The sequence below is a fragment of the Salmonella sp. SJTUF15570 genome (genome assembly GCF_043357055.1).
Taxonomy (GTDB): Bacteria; Pseudomonadota; Gammaproteobacteria; order Enterobacterales; family Enterobacteriaceae; genus Salmonella; species Salmonella enterica.
In genome coordinates, this window is sequence record NZ_JBEUKJ010000005.1 from 180,763 (window position 1) to 207,522 (window position 26,760).

Genomic DNA, 26,760 nt, shown 5'->3' on the forward strand with positions numbered 1-26,760 from the left:
CTTATGATCAACCTATTTTCAGGAGTGAAAAATGTCGACGAATCCTTTGTTAGACCAGAGTATGTTGCCTTATCAGGCACCGCGTTTTGATCGGATCAAAGATTGCCATTATCGTCCTGCTTTTGATGAGGGCGTGCGGCAAAAACGCGTAGAAATCGAGGCCATCGTCAATCATCCGGCGGCCCCTGACTTTACGAATACGCTTCTGGCGCTGGAGCAAAGCGGGGCGCTTCTGTCACGCGTCACCAGCGTTTTTTTCGCGATGACGGCTGCGCACACTAACGATGAACTCCAGCGGTTGGATGAGGCCTTTTCTGCCGAGCTGGCGGCGCTCTCCAACGATATTTATCTGAATAGCGCGTTATTCGCTCGCGTGGACGCCGTCTGGCAACAGCGTCACTCACTGGGGCTGGATGATGAGTCGCTACGGTTGGTCGATGTTATCCATCAGCGTTTTGTGTTGGCAGGCGCGCAGCTTGCCGAAGAGGATAAAGCGCGACTGAAGGTATTGAATACTGAATCCGCGACCTTAATGAGTCAGTTTAATCAGCGTCTGCTGGCGGCAAGTAAAGCGGGCGGGCTGGCGGTAGATGACGCGCATTGCCTGGCAGGATTAAGCCCGGAAGAAATGACCGTCGCTGCTGAAGCGGCGCGTGAAAAAGGCCTGGAGGAGCGCTGGTTCATTCCGCTCCTTAATACGACGCAACAGCCTGCGCTTGCTACGCTGCGCGATCGCCAGACCCGCGAAAATTTATTCGCAGCGTCATGGACTCGGGCGGAAAAAGGAGATGCCCACGATACCCGCGCTATCGTTCAGCGTCTGGTAGAGATTCGTCGCTGTCAGGCAAAACTGCTGGGTTTCCCCAATTATGCCGCATGGAAAATGGCCGATCAGATGGCGAAAACGCCGCAAGCCGCACTGAGCTTTATGCGTGGCATTGTGCCGCCAGCGCGTCAGCGTGTACTCAATGAACAGGCGGAAATTCAGAACGTCATTGATGGTGAGCAGGGCGGCTACACCGTTCAGGCCTGGGACTGGATGTTCTATGCCGAACAGGTACGGCGGGAAAAATATGCGTTAGATGAAGCGCAACTGAAGCCCTATTTTGCCTTAAATACGGTCTTGCAAGAGGGGGTTTTCTGGACCGCCAACCAGCTATTCGGCATCACCTTCGTCGAGCGTTTTGACATTCCGGTGTATCACCCTGATGTTCGGGTGTGGGAGATTTTCGACTCCGATGGTGTCGGCATGGCGTTATTTTATGGCGACTTCTTCGCGCGGGACTCGAAAAGCGGTGGCGCGTGGATGGGGAATTTTGTCGAGCAATCCACACTCAACGAAACCCGGCCCGTTATATACAATGTTTGTAACTATCAGAAACCGGTTGATGGGCAGCCTGCATTACTGCTTTGGGACGACGTTATTACGCTCTTCCATGAGTTTGGTCATACGTTACATGGTTTGTTCGCCGTCCAGCGCTATGCCACGCTTTCAGGTACCAATACGCCCCGCGACTTTGTCGAGTTTCCCTCCCAGATTAATGAGCATTGGGCGAGCCATCCACGTGTGTTCGAACGCTACGCGCGTCATGTCGACAGCGGTGAAAAAATGCCTGCTGATTTACAGGAAAAAATGCGCAAGGCGAGTTTATTTAATAAAGGTTACGATATGACTGAATTGCTCGGCGCCGCATTGCTGGATATGCGCTGGCATATGCTGGAGGAGAGCGTAGCAGAGCAGTCTGTCGCTGAGTTCGAGCAGCAGGCGCTGGCCGCCGAGCATCTTGATTTACCGGCAGTGCCGCCCCGCTATCGCAGCAGTTATTTTGCCCATATCTTCGGCGGCGGCTACGCAGCGGGATACTACGCCTACCTGTGGACGCAAATGTTAGCGGATGACGGTTATCAATGGTTTGTAGAGCAGGGCGGCCTGACGCGTGAAAACGGGCAGCGTTTTCGTGATGCTATCCTTTCCCGGGGGAATAGTACTGATTTAGAAACGCTTTATTCAGCCTGGCGGGGACATGAACCGCATATTGACCCCATGTTGCAATATCGTGGGCTCGATCGCTAAGCTGATACGGTTGTTCGGCACTGTCGAACAACCGCCTGAAAATGAATCCTGCACTTCTGATGACAGCCAGTTAAATTTATGGGGTTAAATTGTCTGAATATAAAGAGGGCGTGCATTCGGATTTTTCTACTTATTTTCCCGTGGTGGCTTGATTGCCAAAGATTTATTACCGCTTCGCTGTTGATGTTTTCAAAAAATATATTTTCCGCCATGCATTGGCATTATGTAAATAATGCAGAAATGAATTTGACACTGCGCACAGGGCGACTAGATTTAGAACTGTATCACATGATATGAGAAGACATATCATATTTAAAACGCAACATCATCATGAGGATTATATTATGGCAGAACATCGCGGCGGTTCCGGTAATTTTGCAGAAGATAAAGAGAAAGCCTCAGAAGCAGGTCGTAAAGGCGGCCAGCATAGCGGTGGGAACTTTAAAAACGACCCACAGCGTGCATCTGAAGCGGGTAAAAAAGGTGGCCAGAATAGCCACAGTGGCGGACGGAAATCCGGCAATTAATTTTACTGCTGATATTTCATAAATATATTCTGAAATATTGCGCATACGATGCGGGCCATAGGCTCGCATTTTTTTATTCTGACCGGGAGTTATTCTGACCGGTCAGATGAAATTATTGTTTATGCTTTCTTCGTTAACAGAAAAAGCAATTCAGCGAGGGCGAAGCGTACGCATTTTTCCAATACTTCCTGACAATCTCCGTTGAAATGTTGTCGGCTTGTAAAAGTTGTATTGTTAATATTCCAGGCAAACCAAACTGTGCCCGCCGGCGTGCCATCTTCGCCGCCTTCCGGACCGCCATAGCCGCTGATCGCTATGCTGATATTGACCTCAGCCTGATCCTTAGCGCCCTGTGCCATTTCAGTAACGACCGCTTCGCTGACGGCGGTATGTTCGGCAAGACTGTGGCGTTGTACGCGTAAGATTTTTGCTTTGGCTTCATCAGTAAAGGTGACATAACCCACACCGTAAAATGAGGGCGTATCTTCTGCTGCGCACAATGCTGAAGCCAGTTTCCCGCCAGTGCAGGATTCTGCAGTGGTCAGACGGAGTTTCTGGTTAACCAGTAAATCACCAAGTTTTTTTGTCAGGCTATCGACGGATTCGGCTTCATCAAGGGTGACAATATCGTGCTGTTCTAATCTCATCGTTTATTTTTCCGTTACAGAGACAAATGAAATATGTTCGTTCTTCTCAAGTATGGCATATTTATTTTATGACATTGTCAGTGAATGACTATTTTCCTGCGGCGATGACTGTCATTGATTATGCGTAAGGCCATTATCCTCAAAAAATAAAGACGATTATTCTGAATTGCTATCAAAACGTTGATGCATATGACTTCAGCTATGTGGCAAGTTCTCTATTACGCCGTTACGCTTTCGCGCTCACCGGCGCTGATATCGGTTGCATATTAATCCGGATGGGTTGATTTTATTGCTTAATATTCTGCGGGTAAATTCATGTTTGTAAAAACTAAAAATAGCGGCCAGACTTAATACGTCAAATAGACGTTATTAAGGAGAGAGCATGAAACTACAGGTGGCTGCATTTTTAAGTTTTCTGATAATGCCTTACGCGCTAGCGGATGATCAAGGGGGATTAAAAAAAGACGTGGCACCGCCGCCGCCTCATGCTATTGAGGATGGTTATCGCGGTACGGATGATGCAGAAAAAATGACCATCGAACAGGCAAAAACCCTGCATGATGGCGCGACCGTTTCGCTGCGCGGCAACCTTATTGATCATAAAGGCGACGATCGCTATGTATTTCGTGATAAATCCGGCGAGATTAACGTGATAATTCCTTCCGCCGTATTTGATGGGCGGGAAGTTCAGCCGGATCAAATGATCAACATTAACGGTAGTCTGGACAAGAAAGCGAAGGAACCGCTTGTTCGCGTGAACCGACTGCAAAAATAACGCGCGCTAACCGACAATCTCCAGGTCAGCCATACGGGGCATGCGGTTGGCCTGATACCATGGGTCTTGTAAAAGCGCCTGGGGGACAAAAGGTCCCATAATGTCTTATTCAGGTCTGGTTGCGTATCGTTTAAGCTTCATTGATATTGACGGTGCTACAGTCGTTAGCGATCCGTTATCCTCGCAAGAATTTGCCCGGTAGCGTATAAGCAAAACACAAATCTATCCATGCAAGCATTTACCGCTGGTGAACCGGCGGTTTTTTTTTGCCTGCCATCCAGACAAAAGCGGCCCCTTGCGCAACGATGCAGCAAGGGGCCGGCTCTGCGAGGGATTATCTCCGTTCATTAATCATCCCATTTGTGACTGAACCAGGCGGCCAGAAATCCGGAAAATAAAATAATTCCTAATACAACGATAAAAAGGTTAATACTGCCTAACATCTTGTTTCTCCTTATTTTAGCGTGCATCCTCTTTTTTAAAAAACCTCGTACAGACTATAGTACTAATTTATACTTAAGCAAAGTCTGAATTGCGTATTTATTTTACTGGAAGGGTAAAGCATTAGAATATTTTCGTCAGCGCCCAGGAATATTCCTGAATTACCGCAGTGACAGCAGATAATTAGCCTGCAATATATAGGGTTAACCCGGTGCGCCAGAAACTGCGCACATCACTGGCTGCAGATAATTAACAGGTGATAGCCTGTTGCGTAGGGGTAATCCGCATTCCTTTTAACATCAGTGCCCAGGCGAACACAATGGCGATTATCAGGACAACGAAAAGCGACCAGGCGGGAAGCGTCGTCAGGATGACGCCGCTGGCCAGCGGGTTTACCGCCGCACCCAGCCAGCCCAGCGATTGCGCTGAAAAATAGCTGGCTTTCATCCCGGCAGGCGCAATGTTGTCAATTAACATATATTCGCCGGGGGCATAAATAATTTCGCCAATCGTGAATACTGCCGCTGAAAGTCCCCAAAAAAACAGATTGTCGCCTGAAAAAATAAATCCGATGAGCCCGGCGATAAAAAAGACGGTGCCGGTCGTCATCATTGGTCGAATATTGACGGCGGTAAGTCGACGGCCCACGGCGTATTGCAAACTGACCACAATAACCGCATTAACCGGCAGGACGACGGCTACCACTTTTTCCGCGAAGCCGCTATCGGCAACGACCATAACGTACTGTGAAATACAGGACGCAAAGGCGCCCCCCACAAAGGAGGCCAGAAATGCCGAAAGCGTAAACCACAATAATGCTTTGTCGCGCAGCAGAACGGAGGGAGACCAGATAGCGGCATTTTTCCCCTCGCTGGCGGCAACCGATCGTGTCACCCATACCTGAATAAAGACCAGCGGAAATGCGGAACAGATGGCGGCAAGCCAGAAGGGTAAATTGATGCTTTGCATCACCAGCAGCGTGCCGAGCGGCGGGCCAACCGTCCAGCCGATATTGAGTACGGTATAGTTGAGCGAAAAAATCCGCGTTTTTGTTGTCGCGGTGAGGTTATCGGCGAACCAGGCCTTCAGGACGGTAGAAAAAACCGAATAGGCACAGTTAATAAGCGCAAAAAGCAGGACAACCAGTACGACATTATGCACCATTGGGATGGCGATAAATCCGCAGGCGAAGGCGATAATCGCGAGTAACATGTAGCGCTTTTTATCAAACTTGTCCGCCAGAATCCCAAAGCCAAGACTAAAGATGACGCCGATCGTTAACGCGCTGGTCAGCGCGTAGCCAATCAGATCCACGCCTAAACCGTACTGACGGTTAAGATAGATGGTCATAAAGGGGAGCGTGGCGCCGCGTCCAATTGTCAATAACAGCGATGAGGCGAGTAGAGCCAACGTCGAACGTCTCAATCCTGGATTCATTTTTCCTGCCTGAAATGGAGGTTACGTATCGGGACGTTTTAATCTACCGTGCCCGCAAAAGCATGATGTCTGTACGCTATAGCGTAGTCTTAACATACCATAACGCAGGATTTTGCCCATCGTGTGTTGTTCAATGCCATGCTCACGGTAAAAAGAAAAGTCCTGTTATGGCGCACTGATTTCCGATAACTTACCTTTTTACAAAATTTTAATAATGACAGGGGCCGATGATGTCGCGTAAAGACGGTTTTTTGGCGTTACTGGTGGTTGTCGTATGGGGGCTCAATTTTGTTGTCATCAAAGTCGGCCTGCACCATATGCCGCCATTATTGCTGGCAGGATTACGATTTTTACTGGTAGCGTTTCCGGCAATTTTCTTTGTCGCCCGGCCTAAAGTCCCGCTTACGCTGTTGCTGGGCTATGGGCTGACGATAAGCTTTGGGCAGTTCGCCTTTCTCTTTTGCGCGATAAAGTTTGGTATGCCCGCAGGACTGGCGTCGTTGGTATTACAGGCGCAGGCCTTTTTTACCATGGCGTTAGGGGCGTTTGTTTTTAGCGAGCGGTTACAACGTAAGCAGTTGGCGGGAATCGCCCTGGCGATTATAGGTGTACTGGTATTGATTGAAGCCAGTCTCAACGGACAGCATATAGCGATGTCGGGATTTATGCTGACTCTGGCGGCGGCATTTAGCTGGGCCTGCGGCAATATCTTTAATAAAAAAATTATGCAACATAGTCCGCGCCCGGCGGTGATGTCGCTGGTGGTCTGGAGCGCGCTGATCCCGATCCTGCCGTTCCTGCTGTCATCGCTGCTACTGGAGGGGGCGGATCACATTACGCAAAGCCTTATTACCATCGATATGACGACGATATTGTCGCTGCTTTATCTGGCTTTTGTTGCCACTATCCTTGGCTACGGTATCTGGGGCGCGTTACTGGGACGCTATGAGACCTGGCGCGTGGCGCCGTTATCATTGCTGGTGCCGGTAGTCGGGCTGGCGAGCGCCGCGGTGTTACTCGGGGAAACGTTGACCGGGATGCAACTTGCGGGCGCAGTACTGATTATGGCTGGACTCTATATCAATATGTTTGGATTTCGTGTGCGCCGTACTGCGCGCGTCAGGGGATGAGGCATTATGTTACTAAGAAGACAAACGCTAATTTCAGACCATGCCGCGAGGTAATAGCGGCGGACTTGTCATCGCCAGACAGTACTAAAAAAATGCCCCGCAAAACGGGGCAAAGAGGTTAAAGGTGTTGGTCGTTATAATAGGGCACGCCTAATTCATCTGACTTATCGCTGTTCACGCTCACGGGGTGAAGGTCATTTGGCGGATCGCCCACACAGGGCAGAAGCATCACATCGCGGCTATTTTGCGCCACAGGTAACAAAGTTTGTTCTGCAATGCCATATCCGGAGGCGATAAGTAACAGACCCGGCAGGGCGGGAAACAGCATTTTCATGGTGCTCTTCGCGTGGCGCATAAACAAACTAGTAGTTGCCATGGTTCAGCGGCAGCATATACCGTGATTCGCCATGCATATTGGTGATCCGGTATTTGTGTGGCGGCACATCAAAATAGTTTTTGAACGTCCGGGTCAATGTTTGCTGTGACTCAAAGCCATAGCGTTCCGCCAGATAGAGAATGGGCTCGTTGCTCTCTTTTAATTTTTGCGCGATTTCCGTCATCTTACGGCTGCGGATGTATTGACCTAATGAATGACCGGTCTCTTTTTTAAACATCCGTTGCAGGTGCCATTTGGAATATCCTGAACGCTCAGACACTTTTTCCAGTGAGAGCGGCGACTCCAGGTTATCCTCGATCCAGTCCAAAATGCTATGAATAGTAATAGCGTCAGTGTTGCGTCTGGACATCGTCATACCTCTTTTTTGTCTACGGCAGAATTTTCTTGAGCAAATACTCAAGCGTTGCCACTTCGTCCGCCGTTAAGTTTTTTGTTAATTCCTGATGCAGGTCTTGCCCTGGTCGTTGATGACATTGCTCACAAATTGCCGCGCCGTCCGGCGTTAGCTTCACCAGTACGCCGCGTTTGTCATTAGGATTCGGCAGTCTTTCGATCCAGCCTTTGCACAGCAGGCGGTCGAGCATCCGCGTCAATGCGCCGAGATCGACAGACAGCACTTTTTTAAGTTCAACCGGGGTAATACATCCCGCGCAGCGTATCGAGCACAGCACTTTAAACTGTGTTGCGGTGATATCCAGCGGGGATAAATAGTTATTTAACAGGCGATCTTTTTTTTGATTTACCATGTAGATCAAGCGACCCAGCGGAATGATTTCATTGAACAGATCACTGGTGCTTTTCAAAATGGTTGCCCCGGCAAGTAATTAATTTCGTCAGATACTATTGCCCAGGCAAGTATAAGTCAACTAAATGAATTGGCCGATGCCACGATTTGCTAAAAGGCGTCCGGAGTATTGTGCTGTGATAACTTGTAACTAATTGATAATTACAGGTTATAGGTTGTAGAGGATATTAATTTGCACACTGGCGAAATGGCGCGCCTGGGCAATTTCACTTTATACTTCCGGTTCATGAAACGCTGATGGGTAAGAGATAGTATTATGATGGATTTGTTTAAAGCGATTGGATTGGGGCTGGTCGTACTGCTCCCGTTAGCCAATCCGCTAACCACCGTGGCGCTGTTTCTTGGCCTTGCGGGCAATATGAATAGTGCGGAACGCAACCGGCAGTCCTATATGGCTTCGGTTTATGTCTTCGCTATTATGATGGTGGCGTACTACGCCGGGCAGTTAGTTATGAACACCTTCGGTATTTCGATTCCAGGGCTACGGATCGCCGGGGGGTTAATCGTGGCGTTTATCGGCTTCAGAATGCTTTTCCCGCAGCAGAAGGCGCATGAGTCGCCGGAAGCGAAAAGCAAATCGGAGGAGCTGGCAGACGAACCGACGGCCAATATTGCGTTTGTTCCACTGGCTATGCCAAGCACCGCAGGACCGGGGACCATCGCAATGATCATCAGTTCCGCTTCCACGGTGCGTCATGGCGGCGAGTTTCCCGACTGGGTCATTATGGTCGCGCCGCCGATTATTTTTCTTGCCGTGGCGGTGATCCTGTGGGGATGCTTACGCAGTTCTGGCGCTATTATGCGGCTGGTGGGTAAAGGGGGGATTGAAGCGATCTCCCGCTTAATGGGATTCCTGCTGGTGTGTATGGGCGTGCAATTTATTATCAACGGCGTGTTGGAAATTATTAAAACGTACCACTAAGGCGCATTGTCGTCTGCCGGAAACCTGTTCCCGGCAGACGAATGTCTTAATGCGGTTGTTCTTCCAGCGTCACTGGCCATTTGCGGAATATGAGCACAGCCCATACCAGCGCGGCACAGGCGGGTATGGCGCCAATATAGCCGATGGCCGACATTGACCAGTGCAAACTCACCTGATTACCTACCAGCGCGCCAGCGCCAATACCAATATTAAAGATGCCTGAAAATAGCGCCATTGCGACATCGGTCGCGTCCGGGGCCAGCGCCAGTACTTTCACCTGCATACCGAGCCCTATCACCATAATCGCGATGCCCCAGAAAATGCTCAGTATGGCCAGATGCGCTTCGCTATCCGCCGCAGGCAGCAGCAGAAGCAGACAGACAACCAGCAGGGCAATAGCGATACTGACGAGCGACGAGGCATGACGATTACCCAGTTTACCAAACACAAGGCTGCCGATGATCCCGGCGCCGCCGAGGATCAGTAACAGGACGGTAGCAAAATTCGCACTGAGCCCGGCGACATTCTGAACGAACGGTTCAATATAGCTATAAGCTGTGTAATGCGCAGTCACCACAACGACGGTCAGTACATAGAGGCTCATCAGCGCCGGGCGTCGGAATAGCAAAGGTAAACTTTTTAGTGAGCCGGAATGCTCGCTCGGCAATTTCGGTAGAAGCTTAATCAGACATAGCAGCGTAATTAATGCGCCCATGCCGATGGCAAAAAAGGTGGTGCGCCAGCCAAAATACTGACCAACAACGCGACCTATGGGCAGCCCAAGCACCATGGCCAACGCGGTGCCGGTCGCTATCAGACTTAATGCCTGCGCGCGTTTCCCGGCAGGGGCCAGGCGGATCGCCAGCGAGGCGGTTATCGACCAGAAAATAGCGTGGGCGAAAGCGATACCAATACGGCTAATGACCAGCACGGTAAAGTTCCATGCCAGAAAGGAGAGCACATGGCTGGCAATAAACAAAACAAACAGACAAATGAGTAGCTTACGGCGCTCCATTTGACTGGTAAGAAGCATAAAAGGCAGCGACATGACGGCAACTACCCAGGCGTAAATGGTTAGCATGATGCCGACCTGCGCGGTTTGCATATGAAAGCTTTCAGCAATGTCTGATAGCAAACCAACCGGCACAAATTCTGTGGTATTGAAAATAAAAGCGGCAATAGCAAGCGTAACTACCCGTAGCCACGCGACCTTGCGGGAAACTGGATTGATTGTCATAAAAATATTTCGGGTTAGTTGCGAGAAGGTGAGACCGCGATCTTAAAACGTTTACTGGCGAAAAGACAATCATTTTGTGACCTGCTTCTCATTTACTTCCCAGGCCGTTTCGTCTTCAGTCGACGCTCGCCAGTTGGGCGTTAAGTAACTCGATAAAGGCCTCAAGCTGACGCGTCATCGCCCCGCGCCGCCACATTAGCCATGTGTTAAGCCAGCGCCACTTCTCCGCCAACGGCCAGGCTTCCACCTGATGATGTCCTGGCATACTGTTGAGCATACTTGCTGGCATCAGCGCAATACCTGCGCCGGCAATTACGCACGCCAACATTCCATGATATGACTCCATTTCGTGAATCGTACCGGGGGTCGCGCCATCGGCATGAAACCAGCTTTCGAAATGCCGTCGGTAAGAACAGTTGGCGCGAAAAGCATAGATGTTATAACCATTCACCTCGCTGGCCCGCGAAACGACGGAATGGCCGTGTGGCGCGACGATCATCATCTCTTCCTGGTAAGCCGGTATACCTTCCAGCCCCGGATGCATTAGCGGGCCATCAATAAAGGCGGCGTTCAGCTTTCCTTCGAGCACGCCATCCAGCATGGCGCCGGAAGGACCGGTCGTTAACGCGAACTGAATTTTAGGGTAACGCTGGTTATAACCCGCCAGCAGCGCGGGGATACGTACGGCGGCAGTACTTTCTAACGCGCCGAGTGAAAACAGTCCTTGCGGTTCCTCTCCGGCAACCACCATGCGGGCTTCATCAACCAGCGCCAGGATCTGCTGGCTGTAACGTAAAAAGTTATGCCCGGCTGGTGACAGCCTGAGTCGCTGGTTTTCGCGAATAAACAGAGAGACGCCCAGGTCGGCTTCAAGCTGACGGATACGCGTGGTCAGGTTGGACGGAACGCGGTGCACTTTTGCCGCCGCCTGCGTAATGCTGCCCGTCAGAGCGACAGCGTTAAACATTTCCAGTTGCGTCAGGTCCATGGTTTTCTCAATTCGTGAATAGTCTGGTTAATATTATTCATTTTTCAGAAAGGGTAAAGGGCGTCATGATGGTACAACTCCCCTGATAACGAGAGAAAGAACATGACCATGATGACTGCAACACAGGCGTTATCCGTGAATCCTGCGACCGGCCAGACGCTGGCGGCAATGCCCTGGGCTAACGCGCAAGAGATTGAACATGCGCTGAGTCTGGCGGCGAGCGGTTTCAAGAAGTGGAAATTGGCATCAGTAGCGCAACGGGCGCAAACATTACGCGATATTGGTCAGGCGCTTCGCGCTCATGCAGAAGAGATGGCGCAATGTATTACGCGTGAAATGGGTAAACCCATAAAGCAGGCGCGTGCGGAAGTGACGAAATCCGCCGCGTTATGCGACTGGTATGCGGAACATGGTCCGGCAATGCTGAATCCTGAGCCTACGCTGGTAGAAAATCAGCAGGCGGTGATTGAATACCGTCCGCTGGGCGTCATCCTGGCGATAATGCCGTGGAATTTTCCTTTATGGCAGGTGTTACGCGGGGCAGTGCCGATACTGTTGGCGGGGAATAGCTACTTGTTAAAACATGCGCCCAATGTCACGGGTTGCGCGCAGATGATAGCCCGAATATTGACGGAAGCCGGTACTCCCGCTGGCGTCTATGGATGGGTGAACGCCAATAATGAGGGCGTGAGTCAGATGATTAACGATCCGCGAATCGCGGCGGTGACGGTGACCGGTAGCGTGCGCGCCGGCGCGGCGATTGGCGCTCAGGCTGGGGCGGCGCTGAAAAAGTGCGTACTGGAACTGGGTGGCTCGGATCCGTTTATTGTACTCAATGATGCCGATCTCGAACTGGCGGTAAAAGCCGCGGTTGCCGGACGCTATCAAAACACCGGACAAGTCTGCGCCGCCGCCAAACGTTTTATTGTCGAAGAGGGCATTGCTCAGGCGTTTACCGATCGCTTTGTGGCGGCTGCCGCAGCATTAAAGATAGGTGATCCTCTGGTTGAAGAGAATGACCTGGGGCCGATGGCGCGCTTTGATTTGCGTGATGAACTCCATCAACAGGTGCAGGCTTCCGTCGCCGAAGGCGCACGGCTACTGTTGGGCGGGGAGAAAATCGCCGGGGAGGGCAACTATTATGCCGCGACCGTTCTGGCGGATGTCACACCTGACATGACGGCATTTCGTCAGGAACTTTTTGGGCCTGTTGCCGCCATTACCGTTGCAAAAGATGCGGCGCACGCCCTCGCGCTGGCGAATGACAGTGAGTTTGGCCTGTCGGCGACGATCTTTACCGCCGACGATACGCTGGCCGCGGAGATGGCGGCGCGTCTTGAGTGCGGCGGGGTATTCATTAATGGGTACAGCGCCAGCGATGCGCGTGTGGCATTCGGCGGGGTGAAGAAAAGCGGCTTCGGTCGCGAGCTTTCGCACTTTGGTTTACACGAATTTTGTAATGTGCAGACCGTCTGGAAGAACCGCGTCTAATCGCCCTGACGTCGCGTGGCGCCCTCTGCTATACTCGCAGGCCTTTTCAGACCTGCGAGCAAGGAGCATGTTGTGGCCAGGGCCATGGATAATGCAATTTTAGAGACGATTTTACAGCGCGTTCGCCCCCTCATTGGCCAGGGCAAAGTCGCTGACTATATTCCGGCATTAGCGTCCGTCGAGGGTTCAAAGCTGGGGATAGCGATTTGTACCGTGGACGGGCAGCATTATCAGGCGGGCGATGCGCACGAACGCTTCTCTATTCAGTCTATTTCGAAAGTGCTCAGTCTGGTGGTGGCGATGCGTCATTATCCGGAAGAGGAGATCTGGCAGCGCGTCGGAAAAGATCCTTCCGGCTCGCCATTCAATTCGTTGGTTCAGTTAGAGATGGAACAAGGCATCCCGCGTAATCCATTTATTAATGCGGGCGCGCTGGTGGTATGCGACATGTTGCAAGGGCGGCTTAGCGCGCCGCGTCAGCGGATGCTGGAAGTTGTGCGCGCGCTTTGCGGCGTATCGGATATTACGTATGACGCTACGGTCGCGCGCTCTGAATTTGAGCATTCCGCCCGTAACGCCGCTATTGCCTGGCTGATGAAATCATTCGGTAATTTTCATCATGATGTGCCTACCGTGTTGCAAAATTACTTCTACTACTGTGCGTTGAAAATGAGCTGCATGGAACTGGCGAGGACGTTTGTCTTTCTGGCGAATCAGGGCGAGGCGTTTCATCTCGACGAGCCGGTAGTTACCCCCATGCAGGCCCGGCAGATTAATGCGCTAATGGCGACCAGCGGTATGTATCAGAATGCCGGAGAGTTTGCCTGGCGGGTGGGATTGCCCGCTAAATCCGGCGTGGGCGGCGGTATTGTCGCCATAGTGCCGCATGAAATGGCGATTGCCGTCTGGAGTCCGGAGCTGGATCCTGCGGGAAACTCTCTGGCAGGTATCGCCGCGCTTGAGCAATTAACACAAACGTTAGGACGTTCGGTATACTGATGAATGCGCATGAACCGCTCTTTGCCCGCCTGGCGCGATCGACATTTCGTTCGCGTTTTCGTCTCGGGATAAAAGAAAGACAATATTGCTGGGATAAAGGCGCGGAGGTGATTGATAAACACGCCGCCGATTTTATCGCCCAGCGACTGGCGCCAGCTCACCCGGCGAATGATGGTAAGCAAACGCCGATGCGGGGCCATCCGGTATTTATCGCGCAACATGCGACGGCAACCTGCTGTCGCGGGTGCCTGGCGAAGTGGCACCAGATACCTCAGGGAGAACCGCTGAGCGAAGCGCAGCAACAGTATATTGTCAGCGTTATCCATTACTGGCTGGTCATACAAATGAATCAGCGGTAGAGCAGCGCGTCGTTGCTGACGCTTTCCCCGATAAATCACCCTATACCACTGATAGCAGCCGTTGACCGTCATATATCTCATGTGCTGAAGTGTCTTTTTAGTTACAACATACATTTGGTTGTTTTTTTTCAATGCCTGTCAGCACCGTGCAAAAAAATGTTCTACAGGGCAGGGGAGCCGTGTATCACCAGAAGCTTGCAACCTTGATCTGGATCACGTTTAATGACAGTGCTTTTTTACCTGCTGAAGATAATCATGATCGTTAGACCACAACAGCACTGGATTCGCCTGATATTTGTCTGGCATGGTTCCGTGTTATCTAAAATCTTTTCACGACTGCTCCTTAACTTTCTTCTTTCTATCGCCGTTATTATCATGCTGCCCTGGTACACAATGCTGGGTATTAAGTTTACCCTTGCGCCGTTTAGCATACTGGGCGTCGCTATCGCCATTTTTCTTGGGTTTCGCAATAATGCCTGTTATGCGCGTTACGTCGAAGCGCGACATTTGTGGGGGCAGTTGATGATCGCTTCACGCTCAATACTGCGTGAGGTGAAAACAACCTTACCTGATGAACGCGGTATCGAGGATTTTGTTCGGTTACAAATCGCTTTTGCCCACTGTTTGCGTATGACATTGCGTCGACAGCCTCAAACGCAAGTTCTGGGAAACTATCTTGACCAGGAGGCGTTACAGAAAGTTGTCGCTTCCCATTCCCCCGCTAACCGTATCTTATTGCTGATGGGAGAGTGGCTGGCGATTCGCCGCCGCAGCGGAAAGCTTTCCGATATTTTATTTCATAGCCTCAACAACCGCTTAAATGATATGTCGTCAGTGTTGGCCGGCTGTGAACGCATCGCCAATACGCCGGTGCCTTTTGCCTATACGTTAATTTTGCATCGTACAGTTTATCTTTTCTGCATTATGTTGCCATTTGCACTGGTGGTTGATCTGCACTATATGACGCCGTTTATTTCGGTGCTTATTTCTTATACGTTTATCGCGTTGGATGCGTTAGCGGAAGAGTTGGAAGATCCGTTCGGTACTGAAAATAATGATTTACCGCTGGATGCGATATGCAATGCGATAGAAATCGATTTACTGCAAATGAATGATGAAAGGGATATTCCGGCAAAACGGATACCGGATAAGCGCTATCAACTGACCTGAGTTTGTCTTAACAGGCGCAGAATGTTCATCTGCGCCATAACCTGAAGAGCAAAGCTTAATAGCCTTCTCCAACGCCGGTTTTGGCTGGACCGGAGTAGTGGACATGAACGATTCGCCATCCTGTGTTTGGTATCTTCGCCCACACCTGGCTTTCGCGGCCTGTCGTGTGTTGAGTCTGCCCATTATCACGGCGTACCGCGGTAAAATGCCAGTCGAACTCTGCAACGGCGGCATTGCCATACACATGAATAGCAGGGGGAGCGTCCAGTTTTAATGTGCGTTTACTGAAAGTTTTACCCATAGCGGTGCCATAAAAATTTTCAGCGATCTGCGACCATCCGCGTTCGTGACCGCGTGGATGAATAAAACTGGTTTCCGGTGAAACATAAAAGAGCTGCTTGCCTAACGTTGGGTCTGCCTTATTTATTGAATAAAGGTAACGGTTAATGCCTTCTGTAATTTCTTGTTTAACGGTCGACGTAGCTTCATTTTGTGCGGCGGTTGGCGTTGCCGCTGATGCCGATGACACCATCAGAGTTAACGTTATCGCGGCGGCCGAAAACAATAGTGACGTTTTTTGCATAATAGTTATACCCATATGGTCTGTTTTTGAGACGCTTTATCTTTCCTGTTACGTTCACTTTTATACTAAAGGAACATGGCTCACGAACAATAAAAACATCCTTCTATAAAACTACCCCGAAAAGGGAGTAGTGCAATTAAGAATATCGTATTTGTTTGTAACGACATGACTCAAAATATCAACATTTAGAGTTTCAGTATTGTTGTTGTCCTTTGACTTATTTTTATGTTTATTACCACTGGTAAATAGTTAATCTTATGAATAGTGATACACAAATGACCGTTTGCGCTATGTGATAATTAACCATGGTAAAAATACGCGAAGCGAAGAAGTACTATTTCAGTAGTACTGATATTTTCATAACGCTAATTTAAAAATAAATGTAAACGTAACAAATTATACGCAAAAATAAGAAGGACTGTGGCCTCAACTGACTTGGTTATGATTCCGTCTTAACGAATGCCAGCCGAGTGTTCAGTGCCATTCTCGCCCTGGCATCCCCGACTGTAAGCCAGTTCTTTACTGGTAACCCCCTTGTTATTACAGCAGAAAACAGGGCACACCATTGATGTAGCCATGCTTAACTTGCATTTTAACATCACTAATACATAGCAAGCTAATATTACACTTTGAAACTTAACGCACGGTAATTGTTAGTGATATTGTCCCGGACAGTTCCGCGAGCAGGTTTTGCGGAAAGTCCAAAAATAAGACAAATAAGGCATATAAAATGAAAAAAGTAGTGGTGTTATCTGCGGTAGCCGCAGCCGTGATGATGGCTGGAGCCGCCAACGCAGCAGAAATCTATAACAAGGATGGCAATAAACTGGATTTGTATGGCAAGGTCGACGGCCTGCATTATTTTTCCAGTAATCATAGTACGGATGGCGATCAATCTTATATCCGTATGGGTATTAAAGGCGAGACTCAAATTACCGATCAACTAACCGGTTTTGGACAGTGGGAGTATCAGGTCAACGCCAATCGTCCGGAAGATGGTGACTCCAGCGGTTCCCCGCAAAGCTGGACGCGTCTCGGTTTTGCTGGTTTGGCATTTGCTGATATGGGGTCTGTTGACTATGGTCGTAACTATGGTGTGTTATACGACATTGGTTCATGGACTGACGTACTGCCTGAATTTGGTAATGATTCGTATGAAGCTTCCGATAATTTTATGACCGGGCGCGCGAATGGCGTTCTGACTTATCGCAATAATGATTTCTTTGGTCTGGTTGATGGTCTGAATATTGCGTTGCAGTATCAGGGTAAAAATGACGGCCTGTCGAAAGAAGGCGATCCTTTAAGTAATAATGCCAGAAAAAGTATCGCGTACCAGAATGGCGATGGTTTCGGGGCATCAGCGACATATGATTTGGGCATGGGGGTGAGCCTGGGGGCAGCCTATACCAGTTCCAAACGCACGCTTGATCAGATGACGCAAGATAAATACGACAATGGCGACCGCGCTGAAGCCTGGACTGGCGGCGTGAAGTATGATGCCAATAATATTTACCTGGCGGCAAACTATACCCGTACTTATGATATGACCTATATGGGCGATACATTGGGCGGCTTTGCACATAAAACCGATAACTGGGAAATGGTAGGGCAATATCAATTTGATAATGGCTTACGCCCGTCACTGGCATTCCTGCAATCCAGAGCCAATGATGTTGATGGACTGGGTTCGTTCGACCTTGTGAAATATATTGATGTGGGTTCCTATTACTACTTCAATAAAAATATGTCCGCGTATGTTGACTACAAAATCAATCTGCTAAAAGATGGCAACCCATCGAATCCTAATACAGACAACACCGTGGCGCTCGGCTTAGTCTACGAGTTTTGATAAAACTTGCTGATTAAGACAGTTTAGGGATACCCTCCTTTTCCCAAAACTGTGTCACTGCTTAACCTTTATTATTGTTAATTTATTCTTTTATTATTTCAGGACGCTTCTGGCGTCCTTTTTTATTGATTATTCGTTGACTATTCGACTTCGATCTCGCGAATGCGCATTCTGCTACTGTCATCTATCTGCACTTTGCCTGAATGACAAAAGGGACAACAGAGTGTGGATGTTTGAGAGGTGAAGGGTTGATTACAGGACAGACACCAACCTTGCGCCGGTGCGATAGTAATGTGGAAACTCGCATTGTCAGCAAGGGTATGACGAGCGGCGACGTCCAGGCCAAAATGCAGCGCCGGCACCTCAACACAGGCCATAACGCCAATCTCCAGCCAGACTTGCTTTACCTTGCTGAACTGGTGATTTACTGCCTGTTCCTCCAGCAATTCGATAATATTTTGCGCCAGGGCTAATTCATGCATGGGCCAGCTCCTTCATTCAACAATATTTACGGCGACACAAGGATCAATTACCCGTAACTGTTGCGACCACAATGAGAGTGGAATAGTGGCCAGTTCGCGAGCAATGACGCCGTCAGGTTGGGCGTGACGTGTGGTAGGCGAGATAATACGGTAATCAAGAATATTGCCTGACGTCGTCAGTCTGGCCTGATGAACTAACCATCCTCGGGCGGTTTCCACTACCGCTATTTTCCATTCGCCATCATCAAAACGATTCCAGCGCAGGGTAGGAAGGGCGCTCAAACTTCGGGCGAGCGTAATGCAGCGGGCCAGCAGACGTAGCGCAGTCGTTTTTCCGCTAAGACAACAGGCTGACAGCAGCGGATATTCGATAGCCAGAGGCGAGACATCCAGGGGACCATGGGTTATTAACGTATGGTCCGGGGACGACGCCATCGGTAGTGTAGGTGTAATGATATTCTGTACTGCCGCCAGCCAGCGGGCGGTTTCAGAACGCTCTTGCAAAAACCAGGCTTCCCAGCCCTTTACGCCAGCGGCAAGCCAGGTCTGAGGATCATCGTCAAAAAAGATTGTGCTTGCCAGCGGCGATAACTCTCCGCGACGTAACAACGCCCATTCTTCAGCGGTTGCCTGTCGGTGGCTAAACAGGGGGAGCCAGTCGGTCAACGCGCGACGGAGCGTTTCTCGCGCCAGCTCTTGTTGTGCGGCCTGCATATCTGGCTTCTCTTCAGGAAACAACAGTAAAGCCGCCGCCGCGCTGTGCGCCTGAGCGCACAACGTAAACAAACGTGAAATAAGCGTTTTTGCGTATACCGGCGTTGCGCCCTGTAACAAACGACCGATCGGCGCCTCCTGCCAGGTAATCCGTAGCGGGTGAGAATAGACGGTCAATCTTTGCACGAATTATTACCTTCATCGATCACCATAAACCCGGACTTACTGGTTTCGCAAACCGGACAGCACCAGTAATCAGGTAACTGGCTGAAGGGCACGCCGGGTGGAATTTGCCATACATCATCGCCCAGCGCAGGGTCGTAAACCCACCAACATACTTTGCACTCCATGCGCACCACTGGCTCATTTTCTGTGACCGGGTATTCTTTCAACCATTCCAACGTATTTTTTAGCCCCGCGTAGGCATCTTCGATATCGTCGATGCCTGCAACGGCGATATCAGGAATGTCCGCTATCTCAATCATATCTTGCAGTAATGTGTTCATATCATTGAAATAATTGACCCGCCATACGCCGGGAAAATACGTGCTTACAATCCGGCATTTACCATATCCGCGTGAAAAAATAGCGCTACACCCTTCGCCTAAAAAATGATCCAGATACTCGCGATCGGCATCGTTTACTGGCAACAGCGTTAAGTTAATGATATGCGGCTCTTTTACCGGCTGTTTTACGCGCTCGGCTATTTCATGCGCGATAAAGGCGCCATTCATCAATCCCGCCGGTTGCGGCGGCAATTCTGGCGTAATCGGCGGCTGCGGATGCGTCTGCCAGATGCTCTCCGGGATCGGGCCAATGATAATTTCATCGGCAACCCGTTGCTGGTCAGCGTTATATTCACGTACACGCCAGACGCCCGTAAAAACCGTCTCCTGAATACGCTGTTCTTTTCCATCGGATAATAGTACCCGGGCGGAGATTTCACCTTCGCCGAGCAGTTGATCCAACAAACCGCTATTCTGTTGCTCAGTGGCATTCAGCTTATAGCTCAGGGGAAAGGGGAGCGTTGCCACCGGGTTATCCATATCGCGAATAAGCGTAGTCAGGATGTGTCTGGCAACACGAAGCTCAGCGGGCAGCGCCTGTTCCGGTAAAACCGGCGTCAGTGGGAGATTAATGCCGGCGGGGATAGGAAGAAAGTTAAAGTCTTCCTCTTCTGGCTGCGAGCCTGGTCCGGCAATATTAACGACTGGAATAGTCCTGGAATGATTCACGTGTGTTACCTTTCATTCTATTGCGTAATAACGGGAATATCCTGACGATAGCCCGGTGTAGTCAGCAATGCGGCCACCCGCTGAGAGTATTCTTGCCAGCTATATAATCCCGCCAGACTGCCGACAAAACGGTGCTGGCGAAAGAAAAGCAGCGCCGGATATTTCAGAATGCGATACTCCCGGGCGATCAGTTCACTCTGTTCGCTATCCGCAAATGCCGCGGTATAAGACGTCGCCGGAAATTGCTTGAGGAGCTCCGGGATAATGACCCAACTGTCGGCGACTTCCGGATGTTTGTTGGGGTCGCTTTGCAGCAAAACCAGCAGAGTCGGATGCGCATTAATCAACGACGGGAGCGTTTGCGCATCGGTAACCAGAAAGCCTTTATCCGCCAGTGGACAAACAGGATTTTGGGGTGAGATAGTCATTTTTTTAAATGCTCCGGTAATTCAGGCGTGCGAGACAATAAATCGGCAAAACCGGTCAGCGGATCGCTTTGCGTGAGCATGGCCTGTTCCAGCGAGTCCAGCGCCGCCAGTACCTCAACGGCTTCCGTTTCGTCCATTTCTCGTCGTGCTGCGCCGCCAAATGTCAGCAGCCATGCGCCTGCTAAGGGGGGAGCCACAAGCCGAATATCAACGTCGATAAGCTTGCCGTGTCGGTCGCGGCATTTGGCGAACCACTGACCGGGTGAAATAACCTGCACAGGAACGCCGATACACATTATGATTTCTCTCTCTGTAGCACCCGAATATCGCCGACCCGGCAAGCGCTTTGCGCATCTGGCCGTTCATCTTCGTAGCGTTCCATACACAGGCTGTAATGATTGAGTCTTTCAGTGGGCAAGGCCGCTGAAGAGGCGGTGATACCCCATTGCGCCAGCACTTCCTGCGCGAGACAGACCGCAGGCATCAGTTGCGCCTTTACCTGCGGCGTAAGACTCCCGCCATAGTCATCCAGACATTCCGGCTGCACGCCAATCAGCACAATCTCCGATAACTGGCCGCCGGTTAATTGCAGCAATGCCAGCACTTCAGAAAAACTGGTCTGATGTAAACTGAGTTTTTTCGCCGTCAGATAGGCGGGAACCTGTTCATCACGAAACATCGCCAGCGAACCTGGCGCCATACCAAAATCGATAGCATCCATGATTAACAGTTTTTCGGTTTGTTGCAGCCAGGGCAGCAGCGCCAGCCCCTGCGTACCGCCATCAACAACGTCAACTTTCTCGTCATCGGCATACTGTTCAAACAGCTTTTCCGCCGCTCTGACGCCGAACCCTTCATCTGCCCAAAGCAGGTTGCCAAGCCCTAAGATTGTTACTTCTGCCATTGTTATCACCTGAACCAGCGCCAGCCGCTTATCATGACGGAAATCACGCTTTGTCGGCTCATAATGTCTTCGCGGATAGCGGTATAAACATGCGCAATGACGAAGGCGATAATGAACCACATGCCCAGCCGGTGCCAGAAATGCAGCGCGAGGCTATCGTTGCCAGTCAGGCGAATCATCCAGCCAAACCATTGATACGCCCAACTGTCTGTTCCAAGTCCTTCGCCATAGAGCGCAAAGCCGCTACACACCATCAGTACGGACATCCAGAAATAGAACATTACCGCCAGTCCCGCTACCGGATTATGTCCATAGTAACGATGGGCCTCTTTTTCGAGGAAAAAATACCAGCGGATTTCGCTGATAACGCCTTTGCGCCAGGCGCGGCGCCAGAACGGAACCAGAAACATCTCCCTGGCGTACTCATTGCCGACACATGCCCAGTAAATACGAAACAGCAGCGCGACAGTAAAAATATACGCCGTGGTAAAATGGATCAGTCGTATCCAGCCCATCCAAAACATAAAGGTCGCTTCACCTTGAATCGATGGCAGGGGGCGGCCAATGAAATATCCTGTAACAGCCAGGACGACAATGGATAACGCCGTGATCCAGTGCCATAAACGGACCGGCGCTTCATAGATATAGTACCCCTGGCTGGTTATTTCTTTGAGATGCATTGAGACCTCCGAATCGTCGTCATCGTACCTGAACCCTGACCAGCTCCCCTCCATGATTATCAATAACATGGGTGGAGCAGGCCAGGCAGGGCTCGAAGCTGTGCAGAGTACGTAAAATCTCCAATGGTTGATCGGGAACGGCGAGTTTAGTCCCCATTAACGCCGCTTCGTACGCGCCAATTTGACCTTTATCGTCACGTGGCCCGGCATTCCAGGTTGTCGGTACCACACACTGATAGCTGTCGATTTTCTGATTTTCAATTTTTATCCAGTGCCCCAGCGCGCCACGCGGCGCCTCGCTGAAACCAACGCCTTTTGCCGATGTAGGCCAGGTATCGGGTTCCCAGAGCGTGACGTTTGCCGTCGCCGTATCGCCGGACTTGAGGTTACGCATCAGACGATCGAAGAAATATTGCAGCGTATTGCCTGCCCATACGGATTCCAGCGCACGCGCGGCAGTACGTCCTAATGTAGAAAAGAGCGCTTCTTTAGGCAGCTTTAATACACTCAGCAGTTGATCCACGGGCTCTTTAAATTCCGGTTTATTTTGATGATATCCAATCAGATAACGCGCCAGCGGACCTACCTCCATCGCATGTCCCTTCCAGCGCGGCGATTTAATCCATGAATATTTAGCGGACTCATCCACCTGTTCGATAAAAGTTTTTGTGCCTTTATAGTGTTCGCCCATGACCAGTTGCGGTTCGGTCAGACCATCCCAGGGATGCAGGCCCTTATCGTTATTGCCGTTACCATAGGTATACCAGGAGTGAGTGACAAACTCCTGAATCTCATCGGGGGCGGTTAAATCGACAGGATGAATTTCGTCGAAACGACCGTTAATGATAGCCCCACGCGGAAGCAGAAGATTACTGGCGGAATAATCGTTAGGGTTATCCGGAAACTCGCCATAAGCCAGCAGGTTCATGCTCGATAACCCGCCGCCGATTTTTGCCCAGTCTTTGTAATAACTGGCAATCAGCAAGACGTCCGGAAGATAAACCTGTTCGCAGAACTGGCGAGCTTTTTGGATGATGGAACTGACAAGGTTCAGGCGTTCCATATTCACTGCGCCGACCGCGCCCGTTTCGTCAAGGTTGATGGCGCAAGGAACGCCGCCCACCAGCCAGTTAGGATGCGGGTTTTTACCACCGAAAACGGTGTGAATTTTTACGATCTCTTTTTGAAAATCGAGCGCTTCAAGATAGTGGGCGACCGCCAGCAAATTGGCTTCCGGCGGAAGTTTCATCGCCGGATGTCCCCAGTAGCCATTACGGAAAGGGCCAAGTTGACCGGACTCGATAAACCGCTTCAGTCGATTTTGCAAATCGCGGAAATATCCCGGCGAGGATAGCGGCCATGCGGAAAGGCTTTGCGCGATGGCGGAGGTCTGATGCGGGTCGGCTTTCAGGGCCGCAACCACATCAACCCAGTCCAGCGCGTGCAGATGATAAAAATGCACCAGGTGATCGTGAACGTGTAGCGTAGCCTGCATCATATTACGGATACAGTTTGCGTTGTCAGGAATCGCGATTCCCAGCGCATTTTCTACGGCACGGATTGAGGTCAGAGCGTGTGTACCGGTGCAGACGCCGCAAATGCGTTCAACGAATGCCCAGGCGTCTCGCGGATCGCGACCTTTCAGGATAACCTCCAGGCCGCGCCACATGGTGCCGGTCGACACGGCGTTAGTAATAACATTATTACTGTCGATATTCACTTCGCAGCGCATATGCCCTTCGATGCGAGTAACCGGATCGACCACAATTCGCCGTCCGCTATTGTCCAGCGTAAAACCCTGAGTCTGATAAGGATATGCCATAATTATTTTTTCTCTTCCGGAGCGTTTTCTGATGACGTGTTGTTTTTATTGCGGGCATGTTTTATGGCGCTCACCGTGGCGTGAGCGATGGCGGCAGCGCCCGCGACGCCAGCAACGCCCAGTCCGATTTTATCGGCGGTAGCCTCAATGCCGGTTTGCGGAATGCCCGTTGCCCGGCTGTAAAAAGAACCGTAATCCCAGAATCCATCTTCCGAACATCCGAGGCATCCATGACCCGACTGGATAGGAAAAGACACGCCATCATTCCAGCGAACGGTTGAACAGGCGTTATAGGTGGTCGGGCCTTTACAGCCCATCTTGTACAGGCAATACCCTTTTCTGGCGCCTTCGTCATCCCACGCTTCCACAAACTGACCGGCATCGAAATGCGCGCGTCGGTAGCATTTGTCATGAATTCGCTGGCCATAAAACATTTTTGGTCGTCCAAGACGATCAAGGGGAGGGATGCGATCAAATGCCAGCATATAGGTGATAACGGCGGACATCACTTCAGGTATAGGCGGGCAGCCGGGCACTTTAATAATGGGTTTATCGGTAATTAACTTGTGAACCGGCGTGGCTTTAGTTGGGTTGGGACGGGCTGCCTGCACGCAGCCCCATGATGCGCAGGACCCCCAGGCGATAATCGCTTTAGCATCCGCGCTGACGCGTTTTAACTTCTCCAGGAACGGCTCGCCAGCCAGTATGCAAAACATCCCATCTTCATTCAGCGGCGCGTTACCTTCCACGGCAACGATATAATTTCCTTTGTACTCACGCATCACATCCGCCAACGCCTGCTCAGCTTGTTGCCCTGCGGCGGCCATAATGGTGTCGTCATAATCCAGGGAAATGAGCGACAAAATGGCATCTTTTGCCAACGGGTGCGCAGAGCGAATGAAAGATTCGGTACAGCAGGTACATTCAAGACCATGCAGCCATATCACTGGCGTACGCGGTTTATTCTCCAGGGCATAAGCTATCTGAGGAATCATCGAACTGCTCAGGCCTAAAGACGTTGCGGTAAGGCTGCAAAACTTGAGGAAGCTACGCCTTGTCACGCCGTGTCTACGCATAACTTGATAAAATGTATCTTGTGTTTGCATAACGTTTATCCCAAACCACTATAGTTAGTGTGGGCATCATATGTTGCATTTCTTGTCTTTCTCAACGTGTTTTAGTAGCAATTATGTTTCTAATTCGTAACAACCGATTACATGTGTGCTACTCACATTACTCAAAAACATAAATTAATTTAATGTTATTGGTGTTGTAGAGTAAATATAGCGTTGTGAAGATATCTCTTAATGTTGATAAGAAACCGTGTTTTTTATTTATAACATGGTGGGATTTTTTAAAATGGTCACACGAATAACGCGTTTCATGTTAGTTCGCTGTGTTTAACTCTCCTTTAAACCCGTCAGTTAAATTTATTAGCTTGTAAAATAAGATCACAATTAATTACGTGCCGCATAACCATTGATAGGTTTAATTTAATATATTCATCCAATCCATTTTACAAACAAGGAGAGCATGATGAAAAAAAGTAAAGCAATGTTATTTATCGCTCCGGCGCTGTTTTCATACGCCCTGGCTGCACAGGCCTGCACAACCCTTGCTATTCAGGATAAACAAGGCGATATTTTTCATGGGCGTACGCTGGAATATATGCAGGATTTACCCTCATGGTTAACGTATTACCCGGCGGGAACACAGTTTGATAAAAAAACGCCGGATGGCAGCCAGGGGATAAGCTATCAGGCGAAGTATCCGATACTGGCCATTACTTCCACCATTACTGATGGCGATAGCAGAGACATACTTGAAGGCATGAATAGCGCGGGATTGTCATTTAGTGAAAACATGATCATGAATGCGCAGTTGCCGCCATTGCCCGCGAGTGAATATAAACAGGCAATTCCTGTCACCTCGTTGGGAGAATGGGCGCTGGCCCGTTTTGCTACTGTCGGCGAGGTAAAACAGGCAATAAAAGAGGGCAAATTCTGGTCACCGGAACTGCATCGGTTTGGCGATCTGAAATCGCCATTTCATTATGCGTTTTACGACAAGAAAGGAGGAAGCATTGTCGTTGAAGTGGAAAATGGCAAATTCCATGTCTATGACAATCCCACTCGCGTGATGACAAATGGTCCCGCATTCCCCTGGCATCTGACAAATCTGAATAATTATACGCAATTAACCAATGTGGACCGCTCTTCAGGCACACTGGGCGGGATAAAAGTGATGCAGCCTGATAGCGGGATTGCTATTGCAGACTTGCCATCGTCCGATACGTCGGTTTCCCGTTTTATACGCGGCGTTTATTACACCACATATGCGCCGCAAGCGACATCTGCCCACGATGCAATGAATACGCTTGCGCATATTATGAGCCGTTTCGATCGTCCGAAAAATATTACGGTTGACTATATGGGGAGTGAAGGGGAAGGCAACGCCACCCGCAAACCGGTCTCAGAATATACGGTCTGGACAACGCTGTCTGACTTAACGCACGGTGAGATGATGGTGCGCGGCTACAATGATATCAACTATAAAACCTGGTCTCTTTCTCAGTTTAAGAACGCGACAGCGCCCGTGTTCGAGAAAATCAACGTCAAAGGATAAATAGCTCATCTCGGTTTAGTTTCCCCGGTAGTCTCGGCG

The 26,760-nt window shown here is 50.1% G+C and carries 29 protein-coding genes; 11 read left to right on the forward strand and 18 right to left on the reverse strand.

From position 1 onward, the window contains the following. Positions 1 to 31 precede the first annotated feature (31 nt). Positions 32 to 2,074, forward strand: a complete 2,043-nt coding sequence (gene dcp, locus ABVN44_RS11910; protein ID WP_000106261.1) for a peptidyl-dipeptidase Dcp — start codon at positions 32 to 34, stop codon at positions 2,072 to 2,074. A 344-nt stretch (positions 2,075 to 2,418) separates the two neighbouring features. Then, positions 2,419 to 2,601, forward strand: a complete 183-nt coding sequence (locus ABVN44_RS11915) for a general stress protein (RefSeq protein WP_000807642.1) — start codon at positions 2,419 to 2,421, stop codon at positions 2,599 to 2,601. A 119-nt stretch (positions 2,602 to 2,720) separates the two neighbouring features. Here ABVN44_RS11915 and ABVN44_RS11920 read toward each other — a convergent pair whose 3' ends face one another. Beyond that, complete coding sequence (locus ABVN44_RS11920) at positions 2,721 to 3,248, reverse strand: 2-oxo-tetronate isomerase (protein ID WP_001235357.1); 528 nt, start codon at positions 3,246 to 3,248, stop codon at positions 2,721 to 2,723. Positions 3,249 to 3,630: 382 nt separating this feature from the next. Between ABVN44_RS11920 and ABVN44_RS11925 the strand changes: the two genes are divergently transcribed. Next, a complete protein-coding gene (locus tag ABVN44_RS11925) occupies positions 3,631 to 4,023 on the forward strand; it encodes a YdeI family stress tolerance OB fold protein (RefSeq protein ID WP_000776348.1) in 393 nt (130 codons plus the stop codon). Between the two features lie 347 nt (positions 4,024 to 4,370). Here the strand turns inward: ABVN44_RS11925 and mgtS are convergent, their stop codons facing one another. Both mgtS and ydeE read right to left on the reverse strand, forming a co-directional pair. Then, on the reverse strand, positions 4,371 to 4,466 hold the full coding sequence (gene mgtS, locus ABVN44_RS11930; RefSeq protein ID WP_000901531.1) for a protein MgtS: 96 nt from the start codon (positions 4,464 to 4,466) through the stop codon (positions 4,371 to 4,373). A 247-nt stretch (positions 4,467 to 4,713) separates the two neighbouring features. Then, entirely contained in the window at positions 4,714 to 5,901 is a 1,188-nt protein-coding gene (gene ydeE / locus ABVN44_RS11935) for an efflux MFS transporter YdeE (protein WP_001068050.1), read from the reverse strand. Between the two features lie 227 nt (positions 5,902 to 6,128). On the opposite strand from ydeE, the gene eamA reads away from it, so the two are divergent. Beyond that, positions 6,129 to 7,031, forward strand: coding sequence for an O-acetylserine/cysteine exporter (gene eamA / locus ABVN44_RS11940; RefSeq protein WP_072103659.1), 903 nt, complete (start codon positions 6,129 to 6,131; stop codon positions 7,029 to 7,031). A gap of 118 nt (positions 7,032 to 7,149) precedes the next feature. On the opposite strand, the gene marB is transcribed toward eamA, so the two are convergent. From marB to marR, 3 genes are read right to left on the reverse strand one after another with little or no spacing between them, the layout of a single operon-like run. Continuing rightward, positions 7,150 to 7,365 (reverse strand): multiple antibiotic resistance protein MarB, encoded by a 216-nt coding sequence (gene marB / locus ABVN44_RS11945; protein ID WP_000783049.1) that lies wholly within the window; start codon positions 7,363 to 7,365, stop codon positions 7,150 to 7,152. 28 nt (positions 7,366 to 7,393) lie between these two features. After that, on the reverse strand, positions 7,394 to 7,777 hold the full coding sequence (gene marA / locus ABVN44_RS11950; protein ID WP_000091194.1) for an MDR efflux pump AcrAB transcriptional activator MarA: 384 nt from the start codon (positions 7,775 to 7,777) through the stop codon (positions 7,394 to 7,396). 19 nt (positions 7,778 to 7,796) lie between these two features. Then, positions 7,797 to 8,231, reverse strand: coding sequence for a multiple antibiotic resistance transcriptional regulator MarR (gene marR / locus ABVN44_RS11955; RefSeq protein ID WP_000843434.1), 435 nt, complete (start codon positions 8,229 to 8,231; stop codon positions 7,797 to 7,799). Positions 8,232 to 8,489: 258 nt separating this feature from the next. Between marR and ABVN44_RS11960 the strand changes: the two genes are divergently transcribed. Further along, on the forward strand, positions 8,490 to 9,155 hold the full coding sequence (locus tag ABVN44_RS11960; protein ID WP_000968968.1) for a MarC family NAAT transporter: 666 nt from the start codon (positions 8,490 to 8,492) through the stop codon (positions 9,153 to 9,155). A gap of 46 nt (positions 9,156 to 9,201) precedes the next feature. On the opposite strand, the gene ABVN44_RS11965 is transcribed toward ABVN44_RS11960, so the two are convergent. Together ABVN44_RS11965 and ABVN44_RS11970 are read right to left on the reverse strand one after the other, a co-directional pair. Then, positions 9,202 to 10,392: a sugar transporter gene (locus tag ABVN44_RS11965; protein ID WP_000154617.1), complete on the reverse strand. Its 1,191-nt coding sequence runs from the start codon at positions 10,390 to 10,392 to the stop codon at positions 9,202 to 9,204. Positions 10,393 to 10,507: 115 nt separating this feature from the next. Further along, a complete protein-coding gene (locus ABVN44_RS11970) occupies positions 10,508 to 11,380 on the reverse strand; it encodes a LysR family transcriptional regulator (protein ID WP_000366539.1) in 873 nt (290 codons plus the stop codon). Positions 11,381 to 11,482: 102 nt separating this feature from the next. On the opposite strand from ABVN44_RS11970, the gene sad reads away from it, so the two are divergent. The 4 genes from sad (at position 11,483) to ABVN44_RS11990 (ending at position 15,399) form a co-directional block, all read left to right on the forward strand. Continuing rightward, positions 11,483 to 12,871 (forward strand): succinate-semialdehyde dehydrogenase, encoded by a 1,389-nt coding sequence (gene sad / locus ABVN44_RS11975; protein ID WP_023260856.1) that lies wholly within the window; start codon positions 11,483 to 11,485, stop codon positions 12,869 to 12,871. Between the two features lie 72 nt (positions 12,872 to 12,943). After that, on the forward strand, positions 12,944 to 13,870 hold the full coding sequence (gene glsB, locus ABVN44_RS11980) for a glutaminase B (RefSeq protein WP_023232274.1): 927 nt from the start codon (positions 12,944 to 12,946) through the stop codon (positions 13,868 to 13,870). After that, on the forward strand, positions 13,870 to 14,229 hold the full coding sequence (locus ABVN44_RS11985; RefSeq protein ID WP_023232273.1) for a DUF4186 domain-containing protein: 360 nt from the start codon (positions 13,870 to 13,872) through the stop codon (positions 14,227 to 14,229). Before glsB ends, ABVN44_RS11985 begins: the two co-directional genes overlap by 1 nt. 255 nt (positions 14,230 to 14,484) lie before the next feature. After that, positions 14,485 to 15,399, forward strand: a complete 915-nt coding sequence (locus ABVN44_RS11990) for a bestrophin family protein (protein WP_001670736.1) — start codon at positions 14,485 to 14,487, stop codon at positions 15,397 to 15,399. Between the two features lie 55 nt (positions 15,400 to 15,454). Here ABVN44_RS11990 and ABVN44_RS11995 read toward each other — a convergent pair whose 3' ends face one another. Further along, positions 15,455 to 15,997, reverse strand: a complete 543-nt coding sequence (locus ABVN44_RS11995) for an AtzH-like domain-containing protein (protein ID WP_048348844.1) — start codon at positions 15,995 to 15,997, stop codon at positions 15,455 to 15,457. 715 nt (positions 15,998 to 16,712) lie between these two features. Between ABVN44_RS11995 and ompC the strand changes: the two genes are divergently transcribed. After that, the gene (ompC, locus tag ABVN44_RS12000; RefSeq protein ID WP_000758335.1) at positions 16,713 to 17,831 is read left to right on the forward strand and encodes a porin OmpC; all 1,119 of its coding nucleotides are present in this window, start codon (positions 16,713 to 16,715) and stop codon (positions 17,829 to 17,831) included. Between the two features lie 140 nt (positions 17,832 to 17,971). On the opposite strand, the gene hypA is transcribed toward ompC, so the two are convergent. Genes hypA through ABVN44_RS12045 form a run of 9 tightly spaced genes read right to left on the reverse strand, consistent with a single transcriptional unit; the run spans position 17,972 to position 25,202 of the window. Beyond that, entirely contained in the window at positions 17,972 to 18,313 is a 342-nt protein-coding gene (gene hypA, locus ABVN44_RS12005) for a hydrogenase maturation nickel metallochaperone HypA (RefSeq protein ID WP_000544776.1), read from the reverse strand. Between the two features lie 12 nt (positions 18,314 to 18,325). Beyond that, complete coding sequence (locus tag ABVN44_RS12010; protein WP_048348843.1) at positions 18,326 to 19,213, reverse strand: ATP/GTP-binding protein; 888 nt, start codon at positions 19,211 to 19,213, stop codon at positions 18,326 to 18,328. Beyond that, positions 19,201 to 20,262: a hydrogenase expression/formation C-terminal domain-containing protein gene (locus tag ABVN44_RS12015; protein ID WP_023241915.1), complete on the reverse strand. Its 1,062-nt coding sequence runs from the start codon at positions 20,260 to 20,262 to the stop codon at positions 19,201 to 19,203. Before ABVN44_RS12015 ends, ABVN44_RS12010 begins: the two co-directional genes overlap by 13 nt. Before the next feature lie 17 nt (positions 20,263 to 20,279). Then, positions 20,280 to 20,690: a hydrogenase gene (locus ABVN44_RS12020; protein WP_000155981.1), complete on the reverse strand. Its 411-nt coding sequence runs from the start codon at positions 20,688 to 20,690 to the stop codon at positions 20,280 to 20,282. Then, complete coding sequence (gene hypC, locus ABVN44_RS12025; protein WP_023231921.1) at positions 20,687 to 20,986, reverse strand: HypC/HybG/HupF family hydrogenase formation chaperone; 300 nt, start codon at positions 20,984 to 20,986, stop codon at positions 20,687 to 20,689. Before hypC ends, ABVN44_RS12020 begins: the two co-directional genes overlap by 4 nt. Next, entirely contained in the window at positions 20,986 to 21,594 is a 609-nt protein-coding gene (gene hybD, locus ABVN44_RS12030; RefSeq protein ID WP_023231920.1) for a HyaD/HybD family hydrogenase maturation endopeptidase, read from the reverse strand. Before hybD ends, hypC begins: the two co-directional genes overlap by 1 nt. A gap of 5 nt (positions 21,595 to 21,599) precedes the next feature. Continuing rightward, entirely contained in the window at positions 21,600 to 22,343 is a 744-nt protein-coding gene (gene cybH / locus ABVN44_RS12035; RefSeq protein ID WP_000924456.1) for a Ni/Fe-hydrogenase, b-type cytochrome subunit, read from the reverse strand. Next, entirely contained in the window at positions 22,294 to 24,096 is a 1,803-nt protein-coding gene (locus tag ABVN44_RS12040) for a nickel-dependent hydrogenase large subunit (protein WP_129339453.1), read from the reverse strand. The genes cybH and ABVN44_RS12040 overlap by 50 nt, the downstream gene beginning before the upstream one ends. A 2-nt stretch (positions 24,097 to 24,098) precedes the next feature. Continuing rightward, on the reverse strand, positions 24,099 to 25,202 hold the full coding sequence (locus tag ABVN44_RS12045) for a hydrogenase small subunit (RefSeq protein ID WP_001194448.1): 1,104 nt from the start codon (positions 25,200 to 25,202) through the stop codon (positions 24,099 to 24,101). A gap of 427 nt (positions 25,203 to 25,629) precedes the next feature. Here ABVN44_RS12045 and ABVN44_RS12050 point away from each other — a divergent pair, with 427 nt between their 5' ends. Further along, the gene (locus tag ABVN44_RS12050) at positions 25,630 to 26,721 is read left to right on the forward strand and encodes a choloylglycine hydrolase family protein (protein WP_000976500.1); all 1,092 of its coding nucleotides are present in this window, start codon (positions 25,630 to 25,632) and stop codon (positions 26,719 to 26,721) included. The last annotated feature ends 39 nt before the right edge of the window (positions 26,722 to 26,760 follow it).